The sequence below is a fragment of the Edaphobacter sp. FHG110511_03 genome (genome assembly GCF_059115365.1).
The window spans coordinates 1921887-1940564 of record NZ_JBZYWL010000001.1 but is presented as its reverse complement, the minus strand read 5'-3'; the positions used below and the strand labels follow the sequence as shown (position 1 = coordinate 1940564).

Genomic DNA, 18678 nt, shown 5'->3' with positions numbered 1-18678 from the left:
CTGTCGACGCAAAGCCTTCTTTTATAAGGCTTATTGTTGCCCTGGAATGCAAGATATTCAATATAAACCACTTAGCTTCAGACCTCCGGCAGAGGAAACCACATCGTACCGCGTTCCATTCTCTTTAAGGATAGGGCATCGAAGCTGCTGAATCGGCAACTCTATCTCGTTATTTTTGTGTGTTTTATATGCTTTCCGGGCTTGACACCTTCCGAATGGGTGCAGAGATCTCGAAGAAAAGCCGATTCATCCGCCGGTTGCTTCGCCCAAGATGACATCCGGGGTAACAAATGGGATTAGGGGGATAGTCGAAACACAGCAATTTCCAGTCGCTCAGGGGTGTCTTTCGCCGCGCTCAGAATGACGTTCACAGGGGCCAGGAGGGTAGATCTTGACGGAAGAGGAGTCCACTCGTTAAATCTATATTTATCTGCAACTTACAGGGGAAGGAATCGCCGGAAGCACCCTCTGGTTTCCGGTCTTCCCTGCCCCCTGAGCATGTTATACTTAAGTTACATAAAATCCCGGTTGAAATCTGCCCGAAGTGCTTTATTGACGCGGCTTTTCGCGGATCGGCAGACAGATTCCCGGAGGGTTTTTCACGCATTTTTCAGGAGCTACATGGCAACTACGGCAATCCCCACCGGAACGGAACTTTTGGAAGACGAGAAGACGACAACCAGCACAACGCCGAAGGCAGGGGGAGGCTACTCCGCCGAGAACATTACGGTTCTCGAGGGTCTGGCTGCGGTCCGCAAGCGTCCGGCGATGTATATCGGCTCGACCGGCGAGCAGGGGCTGCATCATCTTGTTTACGAAGTGGTGGACAACTCGGTAGACGAAGCCCTGGCGGGGCATGCAACGCGGATCGACGTGACGATCCATGTCGATAACTCCATTACGGTGATCGACGATGGGCGCGGAATCCCTGTCGACAATAAGACGGTTAATGGCAAGACGATGCCGGGCGTGCAGGTGGTTTTGACCATGTTGCATGCGGGCGGCAAGTTCGATGCTTCGAACTACAAGGTCTCAGGCGGCCTGCATGGCGTCGGCGTAAGCTGCGTGAACGCATTGAGCGAGGAGTTCGACGTCGAGGTATGGCGTGATGGCTTCGCGTGGACCCAGGACTACTCCAAGGGCGACCCGATCAGCAAGCTGCGGCAGATGGGTCCGTCGAAGAAGCTGGGAACAAAGATCCACTTCCTTCCGGACAAGTCGATCTTCACCGTCACCGAGTACAACTACGACACGCTGGCCCAGAGACTGCGTGAGCTGGCCTTCCTGAACAAGGGCCTGGAGATCCACCTGACCGACGAGCGCACCACAGATGCGAAGACCGGTGAGAGCAAGCACCAGGAGTTCAAGTACGTCGGCGGCATCGCGGAGTTCATCAAGCACCTGAACAAGGGTAAGCAGGTTCTGCACGAGAAGCCGATCTACATGGAGGCCGAGCGGGACAACGTGGCCATGGAAATCGCGCTGCAGTACAACGACGCGTACTCGGAGACGATCTTCACCTTCGCCAACAACATCAACACCATCGACGGAGGATCGCACCTGCAGGGATTCCGCGCGGCGCTGACCCGCACGATCAACTGGTCGGGCCAGCAGATGGGCCTGTTCAAGGACGTGAAAGAGAACCTTTCCGGCGACGACGTTCGCGAGGGTCTGGTGGCCGTCATCAGCGTGAAGCTGTCGCAGCCGCAGTTCGAAGGCCAGACCAAGGGCAAGCTGAACTCGGATATCGCCGGCACGGTACAGGCGTTCATCAACGAGCGTCTAGGAGCCTTCCTGGAGCAGAATCCTTCGGTTGCGAAGAAGATCATCAACAAGGCGATTGACGCGGCACGGGCGCGCGAGGCTGCGCGCAAGGCCCGCGACCTGACCCGGCGCAAGGGAGCACTGGACGGCGGCGGATTGCCGGGCAAGCTGGCGGACTGCTCCGAACGCGAGCCGGACCGTTGCGAACTGTACCTGGTCGAGGGAGAGAGCGCGGGCGGAACCGCGAAGCAGGGACGCGACCGCAAGTTCCAGGCGATCCTTCCGTTGAAGGGTAAGATTCTGAACGTCGAGAAGGCCCGCTACGACAAGATGCTGGGCCACGAAGAAATCCGCGCTATGATCACGGCCCTGGGCTGCGGCATCGGCAAGGACGACTTCGACGTCTCCAAGCTGCGCTATGGCAAGCTGATCCTGATGACCGATGCCGACGTTGACGGATCGCACATCCGCACGCTGCTGCTGACGTTCTTCTTCCGCCACATGACGGAGCTGATCAAGCGTGGGCACGTGTATATTGCGCAGCCACCGCTGTATCGCATCAAGAAGGGCAAGTTCGAGCAGTACATCAAGGACGACCGCGAGTATGTTTCGGTGATGGTGAAGCGCGCGTCGGACGGCATGGTGATTCGTTATGGCGAGGGCGGGGCGAAGCTGGAGGGCGCGAGCCTGACGAAGTTCATGGGCCAGCTAAAGGACTACCTGGAGTTCTTCGACAAGTCGCAGAAGCGGTTGCGCAACGAAGAGGTGATGCGCGACTTTGCCGATCTGTTTGCCCATGAAGGCAAGGAGCCGGCCAAGCGTGCGGACTTCGAATCTGCCGACAAGCTGAAGGCGATGCGCACGAAGCTTGAGGCGGTGGCGAAGACGTACCAGTTCAAGCACGTCGGCGACGTCGAGAAGGACGAGGAGCACAACATGTACTCGGTGAACTTCACCGATGCGCAGGGTGCGGTGCGGACGATCGACTGGGCGCTGGCATCGGCTCCTGAGATTCGCCAGATGCTGGGCAAGCATGCACAGATCAAGGAGCAGCTCGTAGGGCCGTTCGTGATCGAATATGCGGCGAAGGGCGCGAAGGAAGCTGCTGCGGAAGAGGCCGAGGAGGCCGCGTCGGAAGAGGGCGTGGCGGAGACGGCGGCTGCTCCGGGAACTGCACTGGAGGCAAAGCCGGGCAAGCGGGCAAACAAGGCCTCGCAGGATCCGGTGGAGAAGAAGACAGCACGCGAGGTCTTCGAATATGTGATCGAACAGGGCCGCAAGGAGTACCAGGTGCAACGGTACAAGGGTCTGGGCGAGATGACGGCTCCTCAGCTGTGGGAGACGACGATGGATCCAGAACGCCGGACCCTGTTGCAGGTGAAACTTGAAGACATTGCAGCCTGCGAGGAGATCTTCACTACGCTGATGGGCGAAGATGTCGAGGCCCGCAGAAAGTTCATCGAAGAGAACGCGCTGGACGTGAAGAACCTGGACATCTAAAAACCGTCGGTTGTAGGCGGTCACATACTGTAGGCTGGCTGACCCATAACCTGGGATTCTGTGACCCATAAAATGGGACAGAATCCCAACGGGCTTTCGGAAGCAGACCAAGTTCAGGTTGAATGTTTATTGCTTCTGCGGAGGAGTTTTGCCAGCCTCATTCTCTGGTAAAGCGAAAGCGATATAGCTGCCCCCGGGCAGCGCCTTTGGATTCTTCCCTCCCCCGGATGCAATCACCACAAATTGCCGACCGCCGGCTTCATACATAGCTGGCGTAGCATTTCCAGCTGCTGGCAGAGTCGTCTCCCATAGCAACTCGCCGTTGCTCTTATCGAATGCGTGAAACTTCGCGTCGTAATTCGTTGCTCCAATAAAGAACAGACCGCCTGCCGTGACGACCCCGCCGCCGTAGTTTTCGGACCCAGTATTCCTAAGACCTTTTGCGACGAGTTCCGGATATTCCCCGAAAGGTATTCTCCACGCGATAGCCCCTTTGTTGAGATCAATTGCAGTTAAAGATCCCCACGGCGGAGTAATAGCGGGATAGCCATCAATATCTAAGAAGCGGGAGTGAACGCCCAGCATATAGCCAGCCATCGAGGGATCAGGAGCTGGAGACCGAACGATATCATTCTTGCCGCTCAGAATATAGGCAGCGATTGCTCCGATTTCATCGTTGGATAGCCCCTTGAAGGACGGCATGCGGCCGTCGCCTCTTTGAATGATCGCCTGGATATCCCGGGAACTGTAGCGTTGATCGATGCCTACAAGAGACGGAAACTCGGGCGGTGACCCGGATCGATCCACGTTGTGACAACCGGAGCAGTAGTTTTCGTAAAGCTGCTTACCACTGGATGTCGGTGTATAAGGAGGGCGCTTCAAGACACTGAATACCCAGGCCATCTCGTTGGCGTTGGTATAAAGCAGGCCTGTCTCCGGATCGAACGCCGGGCCACCCCACTCCTGGCCGCCATCCATACCCGGAAATAGGATGGTTCCCTGCTCACTGCCCGGGATGAACTGCCCATCGCTACGATATTTTTGGAATCGTGCCAATGCATCAGCGTGCGCCTCTGGTGTGCGTGTTGTGATGTCTTTTTCTTCGAGTCGTTGTCGAGCAAACGGAGGAGGCGCCAACGGAAGAGGTTGCGTCTTTGCGGTGACTTCTCCTGGAATATCGCTGGCGGGGTATGGTTTCTCTCGAATCGGAAAGATCGGCTTTCCCGTTTCGCGATCGAATACGAACACAAAACCCGATTTCGTTGTTTGTGCCACCGCATCCACGGCCTTACCACCGCGATGAATGGTCGCCAGCGTCGGTGGAGCATTCAGATCGCGGTCCCAGATATCGTGATGAACTGTTTGATAATGCCAGACACGCTTGCCCGTATTGGCATCCAACACGACAAGCGAATTGGCGTAGAGGTCGTCACCAATACGATCAGCGCCATAAAAGTCCGATGCTGCGGAGCCGAGTGGAACGAAAACAAGTCCTCGCTTCGGGTCCACGGACAATCCAGCCCAATTATTGGCGGCGCCAGTGTATTTATATGCGCCCTTTGGCCATGTCTTATATCCGGGCTCACCTGGATGAGGGATTGTGTGAAATTGCCAGCGAACCTGCCCGGTACGGACATCATAAGCACGGATATCGCCGGGCAGAGCTGGCAGTTGTTCGGCCACCCAACTACCGCAGATGAGCAGATCCTTATAAACCGTCCCTGGGCTCGACATCGAGATCAAAAGACCCTCTCCATCGTGCCTGAGGCCCTTGCTCAAATCGACTTTTCCATGATCTCCAAAGGTCTCGATCTGCCTGCCAGTCTTCGCATCCACCGCATAGAGATATTGCTTGATGGTGACGAAGATCCTTCCCTCTTTGCCATTGCTCCAGTAACTGATTCCGCGGTTTCGCGTACTGCCCACTACTTTGCGCCCTTGAACCAGATCTGACACCCAAAGCTGTTTGCCCGTGACAGCATCAAGCGCGAACAGACGAACCTTGGGGCTGATCAGGTAAAGTACACCGTTTACCTCAAGAGGTGTTGATTCGAACTCCGTTCGGATCCCCTTTACGGCATCGCCCGTATCAAAGGTCCAGGCTACCTTGAGATTCTTTACATTGTTTCGATTGACCTGTTTGAGCTTTGAGTAATGAAGTGACCCGGGGCCGCCACCGATAGCAACCCAGTCTTTACCTGCACCAGTATCCTGGGCGGTGAGTGGCAGGCAGAACAAACACATTGAAAGGATTCGCTTCACAAATCCTGAACTGTTCACCAATCGAACCATAAAACTCCAACGATCCATGAGAATCGATAAGGATAAAAACATGCCAAAAATTACACCGGTGGCTCAACCGTAAAGGCGAGCCACCGCTGTTTCTGTTGGCTAGAAAGCAATCTTCAGAGCGAACTGAATCTGTCGCGCCGGCAAAGTGCTGGAGATAGAACCAAAGGAAGAGCTGGAACGATCTCCGTTGGCCGGGGAGAAGTTTGTCTTATTCAATGCATTGAAGAACTCCGACCGGAACTGAAGGTACTGCCCCTCTTTCCAAAGCGGAAATTGCTTCTTGATTCCGAGATCGAGATTGAAGTAGGCATTGCTGGTTACGCTGTTGCGTCCCGCGTTTCCATAGGGATGAGTTACGTCCGTCGGAACCACCACGGTGTTCGGATTGAAGTAATTTTTGATGGTGCGCTGGCCCTTCGGCATCATTGGATCGCCCGTGACATTGGGACGATAGATCGCGGAATTCTTGCTACCATCGGTCGCAATAAATGCGGCACTCGGATCATAGGTCAGATTGATTGGTTGACCGCTAGTCATCGTGTTGATGCCGGATACGCTCCATCCTCCCAGCACAGTGTCCAACATAACTGGCATGCGAGAGGCATAACGACGTCCGCGTCCGAACGGAAGATCTGCCACCATCGACGTCGTATTATTCAAGGGCTGGTTGTAGCCCGAAACGCCCCTGAAAGAATCAGGATTGAACAAATTGACGGATTGGTTGTCGCCATTCGCCATCTCCAGAGCACCCGACGCATTGTCGATGGCCTTCGACCAGGTGAATGAGTTCAATAAGGACAGTCCGTTGAAGTAGCGTTTTTCCAACTTGACCTGAAGACCGTTATAGTTTGCGAATCCAATACGAAGATTCGCATCGATGTAATCGAACTGCTTATTTGGGCGACGCGTTTTCACAGGAAGATTTTGTCCAGTCAGGTTTGGAAGCGCCTGATTGAGATCTCCAGTAACCCACAATCCGACGCTATGATTGCCCACGTATGCAATGTCGAGAAGCAGGTCCTTCGCCAGTTCGCGCTGAACGCTCAACTGCCAGTTCTGAACGTAGGGAAACCCGATGCTCGGCTGGATATAAACAGTCTTCGTGGTTAGCGTCGAGAAGTTTGCTGGAGAGGTAAAACCATCTGGGTATCCCATCTCTGTCGGACGGAAGCAGCTGGTAAGCGCAGAGTTCGCCTGGCATAGAGGCTGCGAAGGAGACTGTGTGATCTGTGAGTTGACCACAAACGGCCCGTTATATGCGAGATAACTGTCTCCGCCTTGGCGTAGGAACAGAATGTAGCTAATTCCATAGCCGGCACGGATCGCAGTCTTATTATCAGCGCTATATGCGAGTCCGAAACGCGGCCCCCAGTTCTTATAGGAGGACTTCACGAGAGAGCGGTTCTCGATGGAACCATCCTTGGCGTAGACCAGCGAATTAGTGGACGGATCAAAATTCGCCATCTTGTTGTCCCGCTCATACTGAGGCGTGGCAAATTCATAGCGGAGGCCAATATTTAGGGTCAGCCTGGAAGAGAACTTGAAATCGTCTTGAATATAACCAAAGTTCATCCACTGACGAAGATTCGCGGTAGTGAAATTCGTTAGCTGGTAGGTTGATCTCGCTCCCATGAGAAAGTCAGCGATGTTGTAAAGCGTATTGCCCTTTGTAGGCGTGGGATTGCTGAACTGGCCGGCGTAGATATCCTGCCCGTAAGCTGGATTGAAATCGTCGATGTACGTGTGGATGGTCTGGTATTCGTAGCCGATCTTAAGCGTATGGCGATTCAGAATCTTTGAATAGTTGACTTTCGGATTGATGACAAAAGGGTCCTGCCATTGAGGACTCGTATAGTCGCGCCCGTAAGAGGTGTATCCGGAGATGTTCTGGGTATTCAAACCGCCGGTAAGCGCCTTGTCGGTGGGAAGGCCAGAAATTCCATAGAGGTCATACATGCTGGGTCCACCATCAAGCGTAGCTGGCGTCTTTCCTGCAGCGGTTTTGGATATACCGAGGCGAACGTCCAGCAACGAGGTCGGGCTCAGACCCCATGTGAGTCCTGTTGCTGACTGCCAGTTCTGCGCATAGGAGATAATGCCCGCTCCTTGTCCAGAAGAACCAGGAATCCCATTATTTGGGGCAGCCAGCTGGTTATAAGTGCTGTAGCTATACCGCTGGAATACAGTGAGGCGATCGGACAGGTACTGATCGTAACGGATATCGCCCTTATTACTGTTATCCGTTGCAGGAAGGAGCGCCGAAAAATTCTGGGTATTTCCTGGCAGATTAGGCGCTGGCAATGCTGCCAACACTTTGCTACCGAAGGCGGTAATCGCCGATTGAGGAAGGACACCTTTGCTATAGATCTCTTTCGTGTATGGATTTTGGACCGGAATACCAAATACTCCGTTCCTCTGGTCCAAAGTTGGCACGTTGCCGAAGGACAAAGAGCGCTGCAGTCTCCGCCATCCCTCATAATCTCCAAACAGGAAGATCTTATCCTTGCGGATCGGTCCTCCCAGAGCCGCACCAAATTGGTTCTGAATGTAGACGGGCTTCTGACCACCCGTCGGCTTGAAGTATCCCACCGCATTCAGTGAAGTGTTTCGCAGAAAATCCCAAATGGTTCCATGCAGTTGATTCGTGCCACTCTTCAAAACGGCGTTGATGACGGCGCCCCCGACATGTCCATACTCGGCGCTGTAATTATCCGTAATGACCTTGAACTCCTGGAGCGCATCCGGGGAGACCTGAATGACCTGATTGGAAAGCCCCTGATTGGATGTTCCATAAGCATTGTTATCAAGGCCATCAAGAATGAAGTTATTGAACTGACTCCTCAGTCCATTGACGTTGAAGGATGATTCACGTTTCGGAAGCCCCAGCGCGAGTCGAACACCCGGAGCAAGCAGGGCAAGGGAACCCGTTGAGCGCCCGTTCAGCGGTAGCTCAACGATCTGCTCGTTCTTTATCACCTCACCGCGATCGCTCGACTCAGTTTGCAGGAGGGTTGCGGCAGATCGAACCTCGATCAACTGTGTCGTATCTCCTAAGGGAAGCGAAATATCAACACGCTGACGAGCGCCGGCATTGACGTCAAAATCATCGCTCTGTGCTCTTTTGAACCCTGCCGCTTCAACTTCGATTCGATATCGTCCAACGCGAACTTCGAGAAACTGATAATCTCCGGCTGCATTCGTCACGCCGCTCTGTGCTACCCCGGTATTGATGTTGAGCATGGTAACTTGGGCGCTCTGCACGACCGCTCCCTTGGGATCGGCGACGCTTCCCAATACTGCTGCACTCTCAAACTGGCCAATACATTTGGAAGCCACAGAGAGTGGGAACAATAGTGCAAGAAAAATTCGAGCGAGTAGACGTCCTTGTTTTGTAGTCATAGGACGGATTCAAGCAGAGCATTCTCATAAAACCCTAAAGAAATAGAGCAGTCACTGGAAATTAATCTCTTCTGATCAAATGAATCCCCATACGTTGCATTTTCGTAAATTATCGATGTGAGTACAGGAAAAAATAATGGCGCCAAAGATGGCGCCATTACTAATGGACGTTCTTCTACGGGACCATATCGACTATTGTGCGATATGAGCGGCCTTTAGCTCCTGTCTCGCGGCCTCGATCTCGGGTTTCAATTGATCATTCTGAAGCAGCAAAACACCCAGTGTTGTGCCAAGTACATGTCCCGCCTCCACGTCTGAGTGGTAATGATCTCCACAGATTTCACGGCTATAGGCGTAGCTTGAAGAGCGTGCCAGAATCGCCTGTGACTTATCGGGGATAAGATTTGCAAGAACGATGCCAAAGGTATAAGCCATGGTGGCGTGCCCACTAGGATAAGAACGAAGAGGCAAGGCGGTCGGCTTTCTGTCCTGAGCGTCGCAGGTCCATTCCTGATAAGCGTCAGGCATCTCCGCAGCTGCTGGAAACTTCCGCTTGAAGAAATTCTTCGCTTGACTTGTCGCTACGGTTTGATCGTTGAGAACGTCGGCAAGTAACTTAGCCGTTGCAGGCAGTTTCGTCAGATCAAACTCTGGCCCGATCGCTACTGCGAAGGGAGTTGGATCCTCATGGCGTGCATCCCATACTGCATCTTCGTGGCGCTCCTTGGAACGAGTGTGGATCAACCTCCTGACCTCGGCCATCTCGTGTTGCTGTGCTTCAGAACCATCTACAGGAGGTGGCGGTAAGAGCTGGCCTGGGTTTACATCGCTGGGATTGATGAATTTAAATTTCGTGGGTTGCGGCGGTTTGTTCGCAGGGGCCTGTCCGTAAACCATTGCAGCAGCGGATAGGATAAAGGCACATGTTGGCCAGATTCTAACGTTCAAGGATTCCTCCGGTTATAGATATTTTGTAACTCCACTTCAGCGACTGGACAGTCCTCAAAGTGCGATTACGACGAGCTTGCTACTTGTTGTTCTTGGCAAGTCGGTTAGATCGCTCTTTCCCCCCATCCCCATCCGGTCCGAGCGAAAAGGTAAAAATGCCTGCAGGTCCTGCAATAGCCACATACTGTTTCCCTCCAACCTGGTACGTCATGGGAGACGCCTGCCATTCCTGGCCGAGGTTAAGGTGCCATAACGCCTTTCCTGAAACGGCGTCGAGAGCTACAAAAGATCCTGCCGCCCCTCCAACAAACACCACTCCTCCTTTCGTCGAGAGGAAGCCACCTCGCCCAAATGTAGATAGAGGAAACTCCCATGTCTTTTTTCCCGTGTCGATATTGAAAGCTCTGATGGAGATCTGTGCCCCTGGTTGGTTTGGTGCGACGCCGCCGTACCAGCGGTTCTCGACCAGTGGTTCGTCCTGCTTTTTGTAGATGGAGCACCAATCGCTACTACGCACGTAGAACAACTTGCTTCCGGGATTCCAAGAGGCCGAGTACCAGTTTGTCCCTCCGCTCTGTGCCGGACATATCAGTGTTCCCTGGGTCGACGATTCATTTTGTTCGGTAAGAATCGGCCGTCCATGACTGTCATATCCTCTTGCCCAGGTTGTCTTCGCAAATGGTTTAGCGAGAAGCAAGTCCCCGTTGCTACGATCCAGAACGAAGAGAAATCCATTGCGATCCGCGTGCAGAAGGAGCGTGCGAAGCTTTCCATTCCAGAATTTATCCACGAGTACAAGCGGCTCTTCGGAGTCCCAGTCGTGTGTATCGTGTGGCGTGAACTGAAAGTGCCACTTCAGTTCGCCTGTCTTCGCGGATAAAGCGACAACACTGTTTGTATAGAGGTTGTCCCCTTTTCGTTCATCCCCATTGAAGTCAGGGCATGGATTTCCCGTCGCCCAGTAAACAAGATCCAATTGCTGATCGTAAGAACCTGTGAGCCATGTCGCTCCGCAACCGTGCTCAATGGCATTGCCACCCCAGGTCTCCGCAGCCTTCTCACCGCGTTTGGGGATCGTATAAAAACGCCATACCTGTTCCCCCGTGTCCGCTCTATAAGCTGTTATGTAGCAGCGAGCTCCTTCTTCACCGCCGGAGATGCCCACGATCACAAGGTTTCCTATAACGAGCGGAGCCCCGGTTGCACTGTAACCGTCTTTGACCGATCCCATTTCGACATCCCACAACTTCCGACCGTCTTTACGATCGAGCGCCAAGATATGAGCATTGTCAGTAACCATGAAAAGCTTGTCTGCCGAGATACCGAGGCCGCGGTTTGTTCCTCGTCCCGCCTCGCTTAAAAGCCCCGTCGTATGCGGCTGTCGATACATCCATAGCTGCTGTCCTGTGGTCGAGTCGAGAGCGTAGGCCTCGTTCCAACCAGTGATGTACATGATTCCGTCAACGACAAGGGGAGTTGTTTCGAGTCTCGTAGAAACAGTGGGAAACAGCCACGCTAGCGACAATTGCCGCACATTACGAGTATTAATCTGCTCCAGCGTACTGTACCGATTTCCAGAATAATCACCATCGTAAGTAGCCCAATCTTTTTGAGGAACGACTTCCTTTTCGCGATACTGTCCATTGTTCCGGGACAGAAGATGGTACTTCCCATCGGATGCGAGTATGTCTGCGGAAAAATCGTTCTCTGAAATTGTTCCAGAGAGCACATCCCCGTTTTCGAGTTTAATAGTCCCGGAATGTGGTCCAGGAGGACTTCTTCGGCCGCCTTTCACTGGGGCATTCCCCGTGTACCCTGCTTGGGCCATCGCCGGGTTCGAACCCGCGAGAGTTCGCAGATGATTCATTAGTTCGTTTAGATCATCAGGTGACAGGTCGAAACTTGGCATCCCTTTTTCAATCCGCCCGTCGTGAATGAGCGCGGAAAGTTCGGAATCGGTATGGTAACGGACAAAGCCTAGAAGAGAAGGTGCACGACCTCCTCCGCTTCCATCGCTGCCGTGACAGAGCGAACAGCGATTTTCAAATGTTGCAGGCCCGCCCGACTGAGCTAACATAGGCATTTCACAGCCGAAGTGAAATCCGACAAGAAGAGGAACAAGCAGAAACTGTCGCGTAAACTTCAACGTTTCCCTCTACTCGCCTGGCGGGTCTTGTTTTCGAAGAGGAATAGACCTGTCTTTCCAGCCATCAGCAAATCGAGGTCGCCATCCTTGTCGGTATCAGCTACCGCGATCTGCATCCCAGCACTAACCCTGCCACCGTAGTCAATAACGTGCTTGATCCATTCGATGGATCCATCTTCGGCTGGTCTGTACTCATACCAATAGATCCCGAGCGGCTCGCGTTCACCAGGATCTCTTCCGTTGTGAGCCATGTAGCGTTTGCCAGTGACAAAATCGGACCGACCATCCCCATTGAGATCAATCATGGTCATGGCATGAGCCTGCGACCATGTATCGTCGATCACATGCTTCTGCCATTTGCCATCGCCTATGTTTTCCATCCAGAACAGTCCATAATCATGAGCTGCGGAGGTTATGAGATCGGCTCTGCCGTCTCGATTAATATCAAGAACATAGATATATCCAACGCTTCCGAGGTCAAACTCTGGATGAAACTTCCAATCCGGAGCACGAGGATCGGCAGGAGCTTCCAGCCAACCCAAAGGCGTGATGATATCGTTCCTTCCATCACCGTTCAGATCGCCGACGCCAATGCCATGACCGTAGCTCCGAGAACTAACGATGTGCTTTACGAATTTCCCGTCTACTAACTCAAACCATGCCAAAGGGTCTTTCATCTGGTGCCCGCCCCACTGCGGTAACAGAGCGGGCGCCTTGCTCTTATCGTCGATGTTCACCAGAAAAGAAAACTCAATGCTGTGGCCCGCTTCAATCAGATGTTCTTTCCAGAGCCCTCCACTACGCCCAGGGTTTTCGTTCCACCAAAGCTTGTTTGCATGTGAGGCGGAACTGACCACATCAAGATAACCGTCGCCATTAACATCGATCAGCAGATCCGTGAGATCTTCCGTCGCATTCCGGTAGTATTCGATCGAACGAAAGGGATGCTTAATCCAGCGAGGACCTTCATACCAGTTTTCTCCTGAGACGATATCCAGATTTCCGTCGCGGTTAATGTCACCTACCGCTGTAGTCTCATAGGCACCGGGATCGATCATGTGGCTCTCGAAGAGAATCTCCGCGGGCCGCGAGGCAGCCAACGTATTGACCGCGACTGTCAGACCAAGACCAATTCCGACCAAGAGTACAAACTTGAAATTCATCTTCACCCGCACCTATTCCCCATGCGTTTTTTTCGAACTCGTGTACGCGTTATTCATACACTCAATGAGTTCCAATCATGCTTGCCTCAAGCCAATACAGAAAAAAATCGCAGAGTAAAACTCTTACTTCGCTACTTCTGGGATGGGAAGAATCGTAACCTCGCCAGTCGCAGCCCATTCAGTTCCTCGTACAAACGTAGAAATAAAGCCCGGGGTATGGACCGCTCGCATATCGTTTCCTAGCACCGTCGTGAATACTCTTCCCTTCCCGTACGAGTGCGTCCAAATCACCGGTTCATTCTGTGACGGAGAGGTTGGAACGGGCTCATGGGGTCGTCCACGATAGAGTGTGTGGTCGTCCCATCCCGTCGCGAGGATGTCCAGCTCATTGGTGGGGATACATTCAAGCCCCGCATACAGCTCATCTGTATGCGCCATAAAAGAACTCGCCATACCGCGCACAATTGGATGATTCTGATCACGGATATCCACCTTGTAATCGTGGACGGGCGAGTGATGGCTCACATTGCTTCTCCAAATGCATCCAATCAGCGACTTATACTCGGGCCACTGCTGAAACGAGGCTGCAGAATGGTGGTAGACCACAAGTCCACCTCCACCTCGCACGAATCCAAGCAGCGCATCTTTTGTCGTTTGGCCCCACTCCTGGATACCGAGCTTCTCATCGGAGTAGACGAGAACCGCTACGTCATAGGGCTGCAGTGTCTCTGCGGTAGCCCCTCGAAACTCTTCCGTAACACGCACCTCAAACCTACCGGACTGATTTAGCAGATCCCTCAGATAAGGGCTTGCCTCCCTCCACGGATGCTTATCCTGTCCGGTGATAATCAATATCTGTATCTTTCGTTCCTGTGGCATCTGCGCAACGAGAGGACTGCAAATCATCAGGGACAAGAAAAGAAGTAATAAGACTAGTGGCTTGCTTCCATCCGCAAATTTTCCTGCCAATAGTGCCTTGGCGTTGATACAGCCATACCTATCCGAAGCTCCACTTCCAATGGCAGATTTTTCCATGAACTTTCGATCCGTATCTAGACGCGATTAAAGCAAGGCAATCTCAAAATAGACTAAGAAATTCAGCTCTATTAATAGAGATTCACAGAAGACGATAGTCAGCATTAAAGATCCATGTGCAAGGAGCGAACCATATAGTCGCGCATGCTCCGGTTCGTTCCTCCACTTTCTCCGAGAATCCAACCTGCAAACCTTGTGCGTTGCAGCTCGGAGATAACGCCGGAGAGGTTAGCAGTCCCCTGACCGAACGAAACATTACCTGCCTTCAGTCTCTTATCTCCTGCTACATTCGGAGAAAAATCCTTTAGATGAACTGCGACGATACGATTTCTGTATGTCTTGCAAACCTCAATGGGGTCTGCACCCCCAGCAACCAAATGGCCGATATCGGGTATCAGAAACACATATTGTTCATTCGTGAAATCGAGAACGCGCTTATGCGTATTCTCAGCAACCTCAGGGCGCAAAGGATGATATCCAAGCTTGACGCCGTACTGGTCGTAGAGACGATAACCGATTTCGTTCAGATTTTTAGCCCACACTTTCACGTCAAGATCGCGATAAGCGCTCTCATCGCTTTCGTTAGGAATCTCGCCAGGAGCAAGCATATGAGTAATGTATTTTCCGCCAACGGCGGCAAGAAAACGTCCGATGAGCATATGCTTCTCGAGCAAAGCCGCTAAATTGTCTTGTCGACCGGCGTTACTGTATTGGGCTAGACCCACCAAAGTCAGTTGGCGGCTCTCCATCTGATCCTTGAACTCCTCCACCCTTCGCGCGTAGTATTCGGCGATTCCGGCCCGCGTGTTGTTGACTTCGAATCGATGGAAACCGAGCTGCATAAGCTCGCCGCAATAGCCTAAGACTTCCGCGCGCCCGTTGGCTGTCGTCGTCTTACCCACTGGAATGGCTCCCACAAAGAAAGTTTGTGTTGATGACCTACCCGGTAGGAACAATCCAGAGGCAAGGTGCGAAGCTGCCCCCAGGAATCTGCGGCGACTGAGGTCCCTAAGGGGCGTCTTCTTATGATCATTAACGGATGGAAGTTGATTGACCTGACTTGCGACGGGATCAAACATGAACACCACTAAACCACGGAACACATGAATTTCATCTGAATTCGAAAAAACAGACCTGTTACATAATTTTCATTGTTCTTATTCTTGTCCCCTCTACGATTCAGTCCATGCAAATACTAGTGGCTGAGGATCGCCCTCGGATGGCGCGTCTTCTTGAACGAACGCTCCGCAGAGAGGGTCATACCGTCACAGTTGCGTTCAGTGGATTCCAAGCCTTGGAATGTGCCCGATCCGAAGAACTGGATGTCATTCTTCTTGATGTCGCCCTTCCCGAAATCGACGGTTTTAGTGTTCTTCAAACGCTGCGGGTTGAATTGTTTACGACGCCGGTCATTATGGTGACAGCGCGCGATGCCATGGCCGACGTCGTAAAAGGTCTAGATCTTGGAGCAGATGACTACCTGACTAAGCCGTTCGCACTCGACAACCTGCTGGCCCGAATTCGAGCTGTAACAAGGCGTAAAGCTGCAATTCAACCAGACAATCTGGAGTTCGAGGGACTTAGGCTCAACCGGCACACCTATGAGCTATCACGACAAGAGAAAGTAACTGCTCTCACACGCATCGAATTTGCCCTAATGGAAAAATTGATCCGCAATGCAGGGCTGGTTGTAACGAAAGACAGTCTCGTCCAAGCAGGATGGGGGCTTGGAGCCGATGTGAGCGACAACTCGCTCTACATGTTCATTCGTGCACTTCGACATAAGATCGCCGTCGGAGGCGAGCCCCAGCTTCTCCATACTGCGCGTGGTGTCGGTTATATGCTTCGGATGACTGCACATTGAAACGTCATTTATCTATCTCACTCCGTCTGACGCTGTGGATGTCACTCGCTTTTACGATTGGCTTTCTGATCTTCGGGACGGCTATGCTTATCCAGTTACATTATTCACTCTCTGCTGGCCGAGATAAGACACTGACCAACCGTGCCGGGCGCACGGTGGCTCTTCTCGAACAATGCAATCGAAGAGATTATGAGGCCTGCCTGAGGAAGTTCACTGACTTCACAAACGTCAGTCCTGAGGGAAACCTCATCCGGGTCTATAACTCCGCAGGAAATCTCATCTATCCGAATGAGATAAAGGATATGGATGATTTTCCATGGCCCGCCCTGCTATCAAGTAGTAACTCAGCCTTTTCGAAGGTTCGATACCGTAGGGGTCTCTATCGTGTGCTATCCAACTCGACCATAATTGGAGGCCAGCAGGCTTGGATACAGATAGGCGGTCAGCTCAGAGACAACGGAGTGATCCTCCAACAGTTCGAGACTGGACTGCTGTGTACGACTCCACCTCTATTGCTCTTTTCCGCAGTCTTTGGATCTTTCATGGGGAGGCGTGCCTTGGCTCCCGTGACCAAGCTTGCCACGTCAGCTCGCACGATTAGCATTGGCAATCTGTCTCGCAGACTTCCGATTGTAGAAACCGGCGACGAGATTCAGGATCTGGCGGAGACTTGCAACGAGTTACTGGCGAGGCTTGAATCTACTGCGAATGAGATTGCTCGATTTACTGCTGACGCTTCCCATGAACTCCGCAGTCCTATCTCCTACATCTATACTCTGTCAGAGTCCGCACTCCGTAATCCTAACGTCGATCCTGAAAGTCTAGACTCCTTTCAGGAGATTGTCCGTGAATGCAGCGATGCCACGCGGCTTCTGGATGACATGCTGACTCTGGCTCGCTTTGATGCCGGGCATGCTGATACAGCATTTACCCGATTGGACCTTTCCAATGTACTTGCCGACACCTGTGATAAAGCGCGCCCCTTTGCTGAGACAAAACGCCAGCAAATGATAACTTGCATAACCAATAACGAACCGATGTGGATTATGGGAGATGCCGCAGGCCTTCGAAGACTTTTCTGGATACTGCTCGATAATGCAATCAAATATACGCCTGCGAGAGGAGTTATCGAAATAGCGCTTGAAACTATCGGGAAGGATGCCGTGGTTACGGTGAAAGATACCGGTATAGGAATTTCAAAAGCAGATTTACCCCATGTCTTTCGGCGTTTTTATCGAATCGACAAAACCCGTAGCGTGACCGAAGGTACAGGACTCGGGCTCTCTATCGCGAAATGGATCTCTGATATTCATCGCGGCGAACTCTCCGTTTACAGCGTCGAGGATCTCGGAACCACATTTCAGATCTCATTTCGTCTCGCGGCGTAAAAGGCAGATGCATGGAGAACGTCTTCAGCGGGAAATAAGGTTTAGAACATTATCTTTCAAAAAAGATTGAGGAGTTAGGTTTGGCACACGACATTGCAATGCAGGTAGTGGAACCAACAATAGCTAGCGATAACTATATTTTGAAGACCAAGGAGCCCAATGCATCTTAAAACGCTTGTTTTTGCACTCGCAACCGCTTCCAGTTTATTTGCGCAGTCGACAATCCACTACCAGGTAACGCAGTCCTATCCTCTCGGAGGAAATGGTGGATGGGACTACATCATCCCCGATCCGACCAATCACCGCCTTTACATCGCACGCGAAACCAGACTGATGGTCGTCGACGAAGAGAGCGGAAAGCTGGTGGGAGAGGTTGCAGGAATAAACGGAGCCCATGGCACAGCGATTGTCGCCAAGAGCGGTCATGGTTTTGCCACTGCCGGAGAGGACAAGGCAGTGGTGATGTTCGACTTAAGAAGCTTGAAGACGCTCGCCAAGACCCCTGCAGCAGATGATGCAGATGCCATCCTCTTCGATGACGTTTCGAACCGGGTTTTTACACTGAACGGAGACGCAAATTCTTCGACGGTCATTGATGCGACCACCGGCAAACTCATTACCAATATTCCGCTAAAAGGTAAGCCCGAATATGGTGTTTCAGCTGGCGACGGTAAGGTATATGCCAACCTCGTTGATACCAATGAGATCGTCGAGATTGATGCCAAAAAGGCAACAGTGACAAAACGCTGGTCGAGCGCTCCGTGCAAACAGCCTGTGGCGATGGCAATCGATAAGGCTAATCATCGCCTTTTCAGCGGCTGCAGGAGTGGCGTATTAGCGGTTTCCAACTTCATCACAGGGAAGATCATAACGGCTGTGCCCATTGGCGCGGGTGTGGATGGCGCTGCATATGACCCTAAGAGCCACGACATCTTTGCTTCGAACGCAGACGGAACGCTCACCATCATTCATCAGGATAGCGCCGACAAGTATCAGGTTACCCAGACCCTAACCACTCCAGTGGGCTCCCGTAATCTCGGTCTCAATCCCTTGAATCACCGACTCTACATTGCGTCTGCGAAGTTCGGGACGCTGCCCCCAGGCAGCAAAGGCAAGAAGCCTGTGCTGCCCGGTACATTCACCTTGTTGCGTGTCGAAGCTGGTCCAGTAGCTCACTGA

General features: G+C 52.4%; 11 protein-coding genes. 4 read left to right on the top strand and 7 right to left on the bottom strand.

The genetic code is table 11. The annotated features are described in order from the left end of the window. Positions 1-621 precede the first annotated feature (621 nt). Complete coding sequence (gyrB, locus tag AC5S26_RS07805) at positions 622-3264, top strand: DNA topoisomerase (ATP-hydrolyzing) subunit B (RefSeq protein ID WP_494184282.1); 2643 nt, start codon at positions 622-624, stop codon at positions 3262-3264. Between the two features lie 126 nt (positions 3265-3390). On the opposite strand, the gene AC5S26_RS07800 is transcribed toward gyrB, so the two are convergent. The 7 genes from AC5S26_RS07800 to AC5S26_RS07770 all read right to left on the bottom strand — a co-directional run bounded on the left by AC5S26_RS07800 (position 3391) and on the right by AC5S26_RS07770 (position 15350). Next, entirely contained in the window at positions 3391-5556 is a 2166-nt protein-coding gene (locus AC5S26_RS07800) for a pyrroloquinoline quinone-dependent dehydrogenase (protein WP_494184281.1), read from the bottom strand. 99 nt (positions 5557-5655) lie between these two features. Next, complete coding sequence (locus AC5S26_RS07795; RefSeq protein WP_494184280.1) at positions 5656-8955, bottom strand: TonB-dependent receptor; 3300 nt, start codon at positions 8953-8955, stop codon at positions 5656-5658. 192 nt (positions 8956-9147) lie between these two features. Further along, positions 9148-9903 carry a phosphatase PAP2 family protein gene (locus tag AC5S26_RS07790; RefSeq protein WP_494184279.1) on the bottom strand — a complete coding sequence of 252 codons (756 nt, stop codon included), beginning with the start codon at positions 9901-9903 and terminating at the stop codon, positions 9148-9150. A gap of 79 nt (positions 9904-9982) precedes the next feature. Further along, the gene (locus AC5S26_RS07785; RefSeq protein ID WP_494184621.1) at positions 9983-11980 is read right to left on the bottom strand and encodes a PQQ-dependent dehydrogenase, methanol/ethanol family; all 1998 of its coding nucleotides are present in this window, start codon (positions 11978-11980) and stop codon (positions 9983-9985) included. Between the two features lie 65 nt (positions 11981-12045). Continuing rightward, positions 12046-13107: an FG-GAP repeat domain-containing protein gene (locus tag AC5S26_RS07780; RefSeq protein WP_494184278.1), complete on the bottom strand. Its 1062-nt coding sequence runs from the start codon at positions 13105-13107 to the stop codon at positions 12046-12048. A gap of 228 nt (positions 13108-13335) precedes the next feature. After that, positions 13336-14091 (bottom strand): ThuA domain-containing protein, encoded by a 756-nt coding sequence (locus AC5S26_RS07775; RefSeq protein ID WP_494184277.1) that lies wholly within the window; start codon positions 14089-14091, stop codon positions 13336-13338. A 260-nt stretch (positions 14092-14351) separates the two neighbouring features. Beyond that, entirely contained in the window at positions 14352-15350 is a 999-nt protein-coding gene (locus AC5S26_RS07770) for a sugar phosphate isomerase/epimerase family protein (protein ID WP_494184276.1), read from the bottom strand. A gap of 83 nt (positions 15351-15433) precedes the next feature. Between AC5S26_RS07770 and AC5S26_RS07765 the strand changes: the two genes are divergently transcribed. The 3 genes from AC5S26_RS07765 to AC5S26_RS07755 all read left to right on the top strand — a co-directional run bounded on the left by AC5S26_RS07765 (position 15434) and on the right by AC5S26_RS07755 (position 18678). After that, positions 15434-16111 carry a response regulator transcription factor gene (locus AC5S26_RS07765; protein WP_494184275.1) on the top strand — a complete coding sequence of 226 codons (678 nt, stop codon included), beginning with the start codon at positions 15434-15436 and terminating at the stop codon, positions 16109-16111. 38 nt (positions 16112-16149) lie between these two features. Next, a complete protein-coding gene (locus AC5S26_RS07760) occupies positions 16150-17499 on the top strand; it encodes a sensor histidine kinase (RefSeq protein ID WP_494184620.1) in 1350 nt (449 codons plus the stop codon). A gap of 159 nt (positions 17500-17658) precedes the next feature. Further along, positions 17659-18678, top strand: a complete 1020-nt coding sequence (locus tag AC5S26_RS07755; RefSeq protein WP_494184274.1) for a YncE family protein — start codon at positions 17659-17661, stop codon at positions 18676-18678.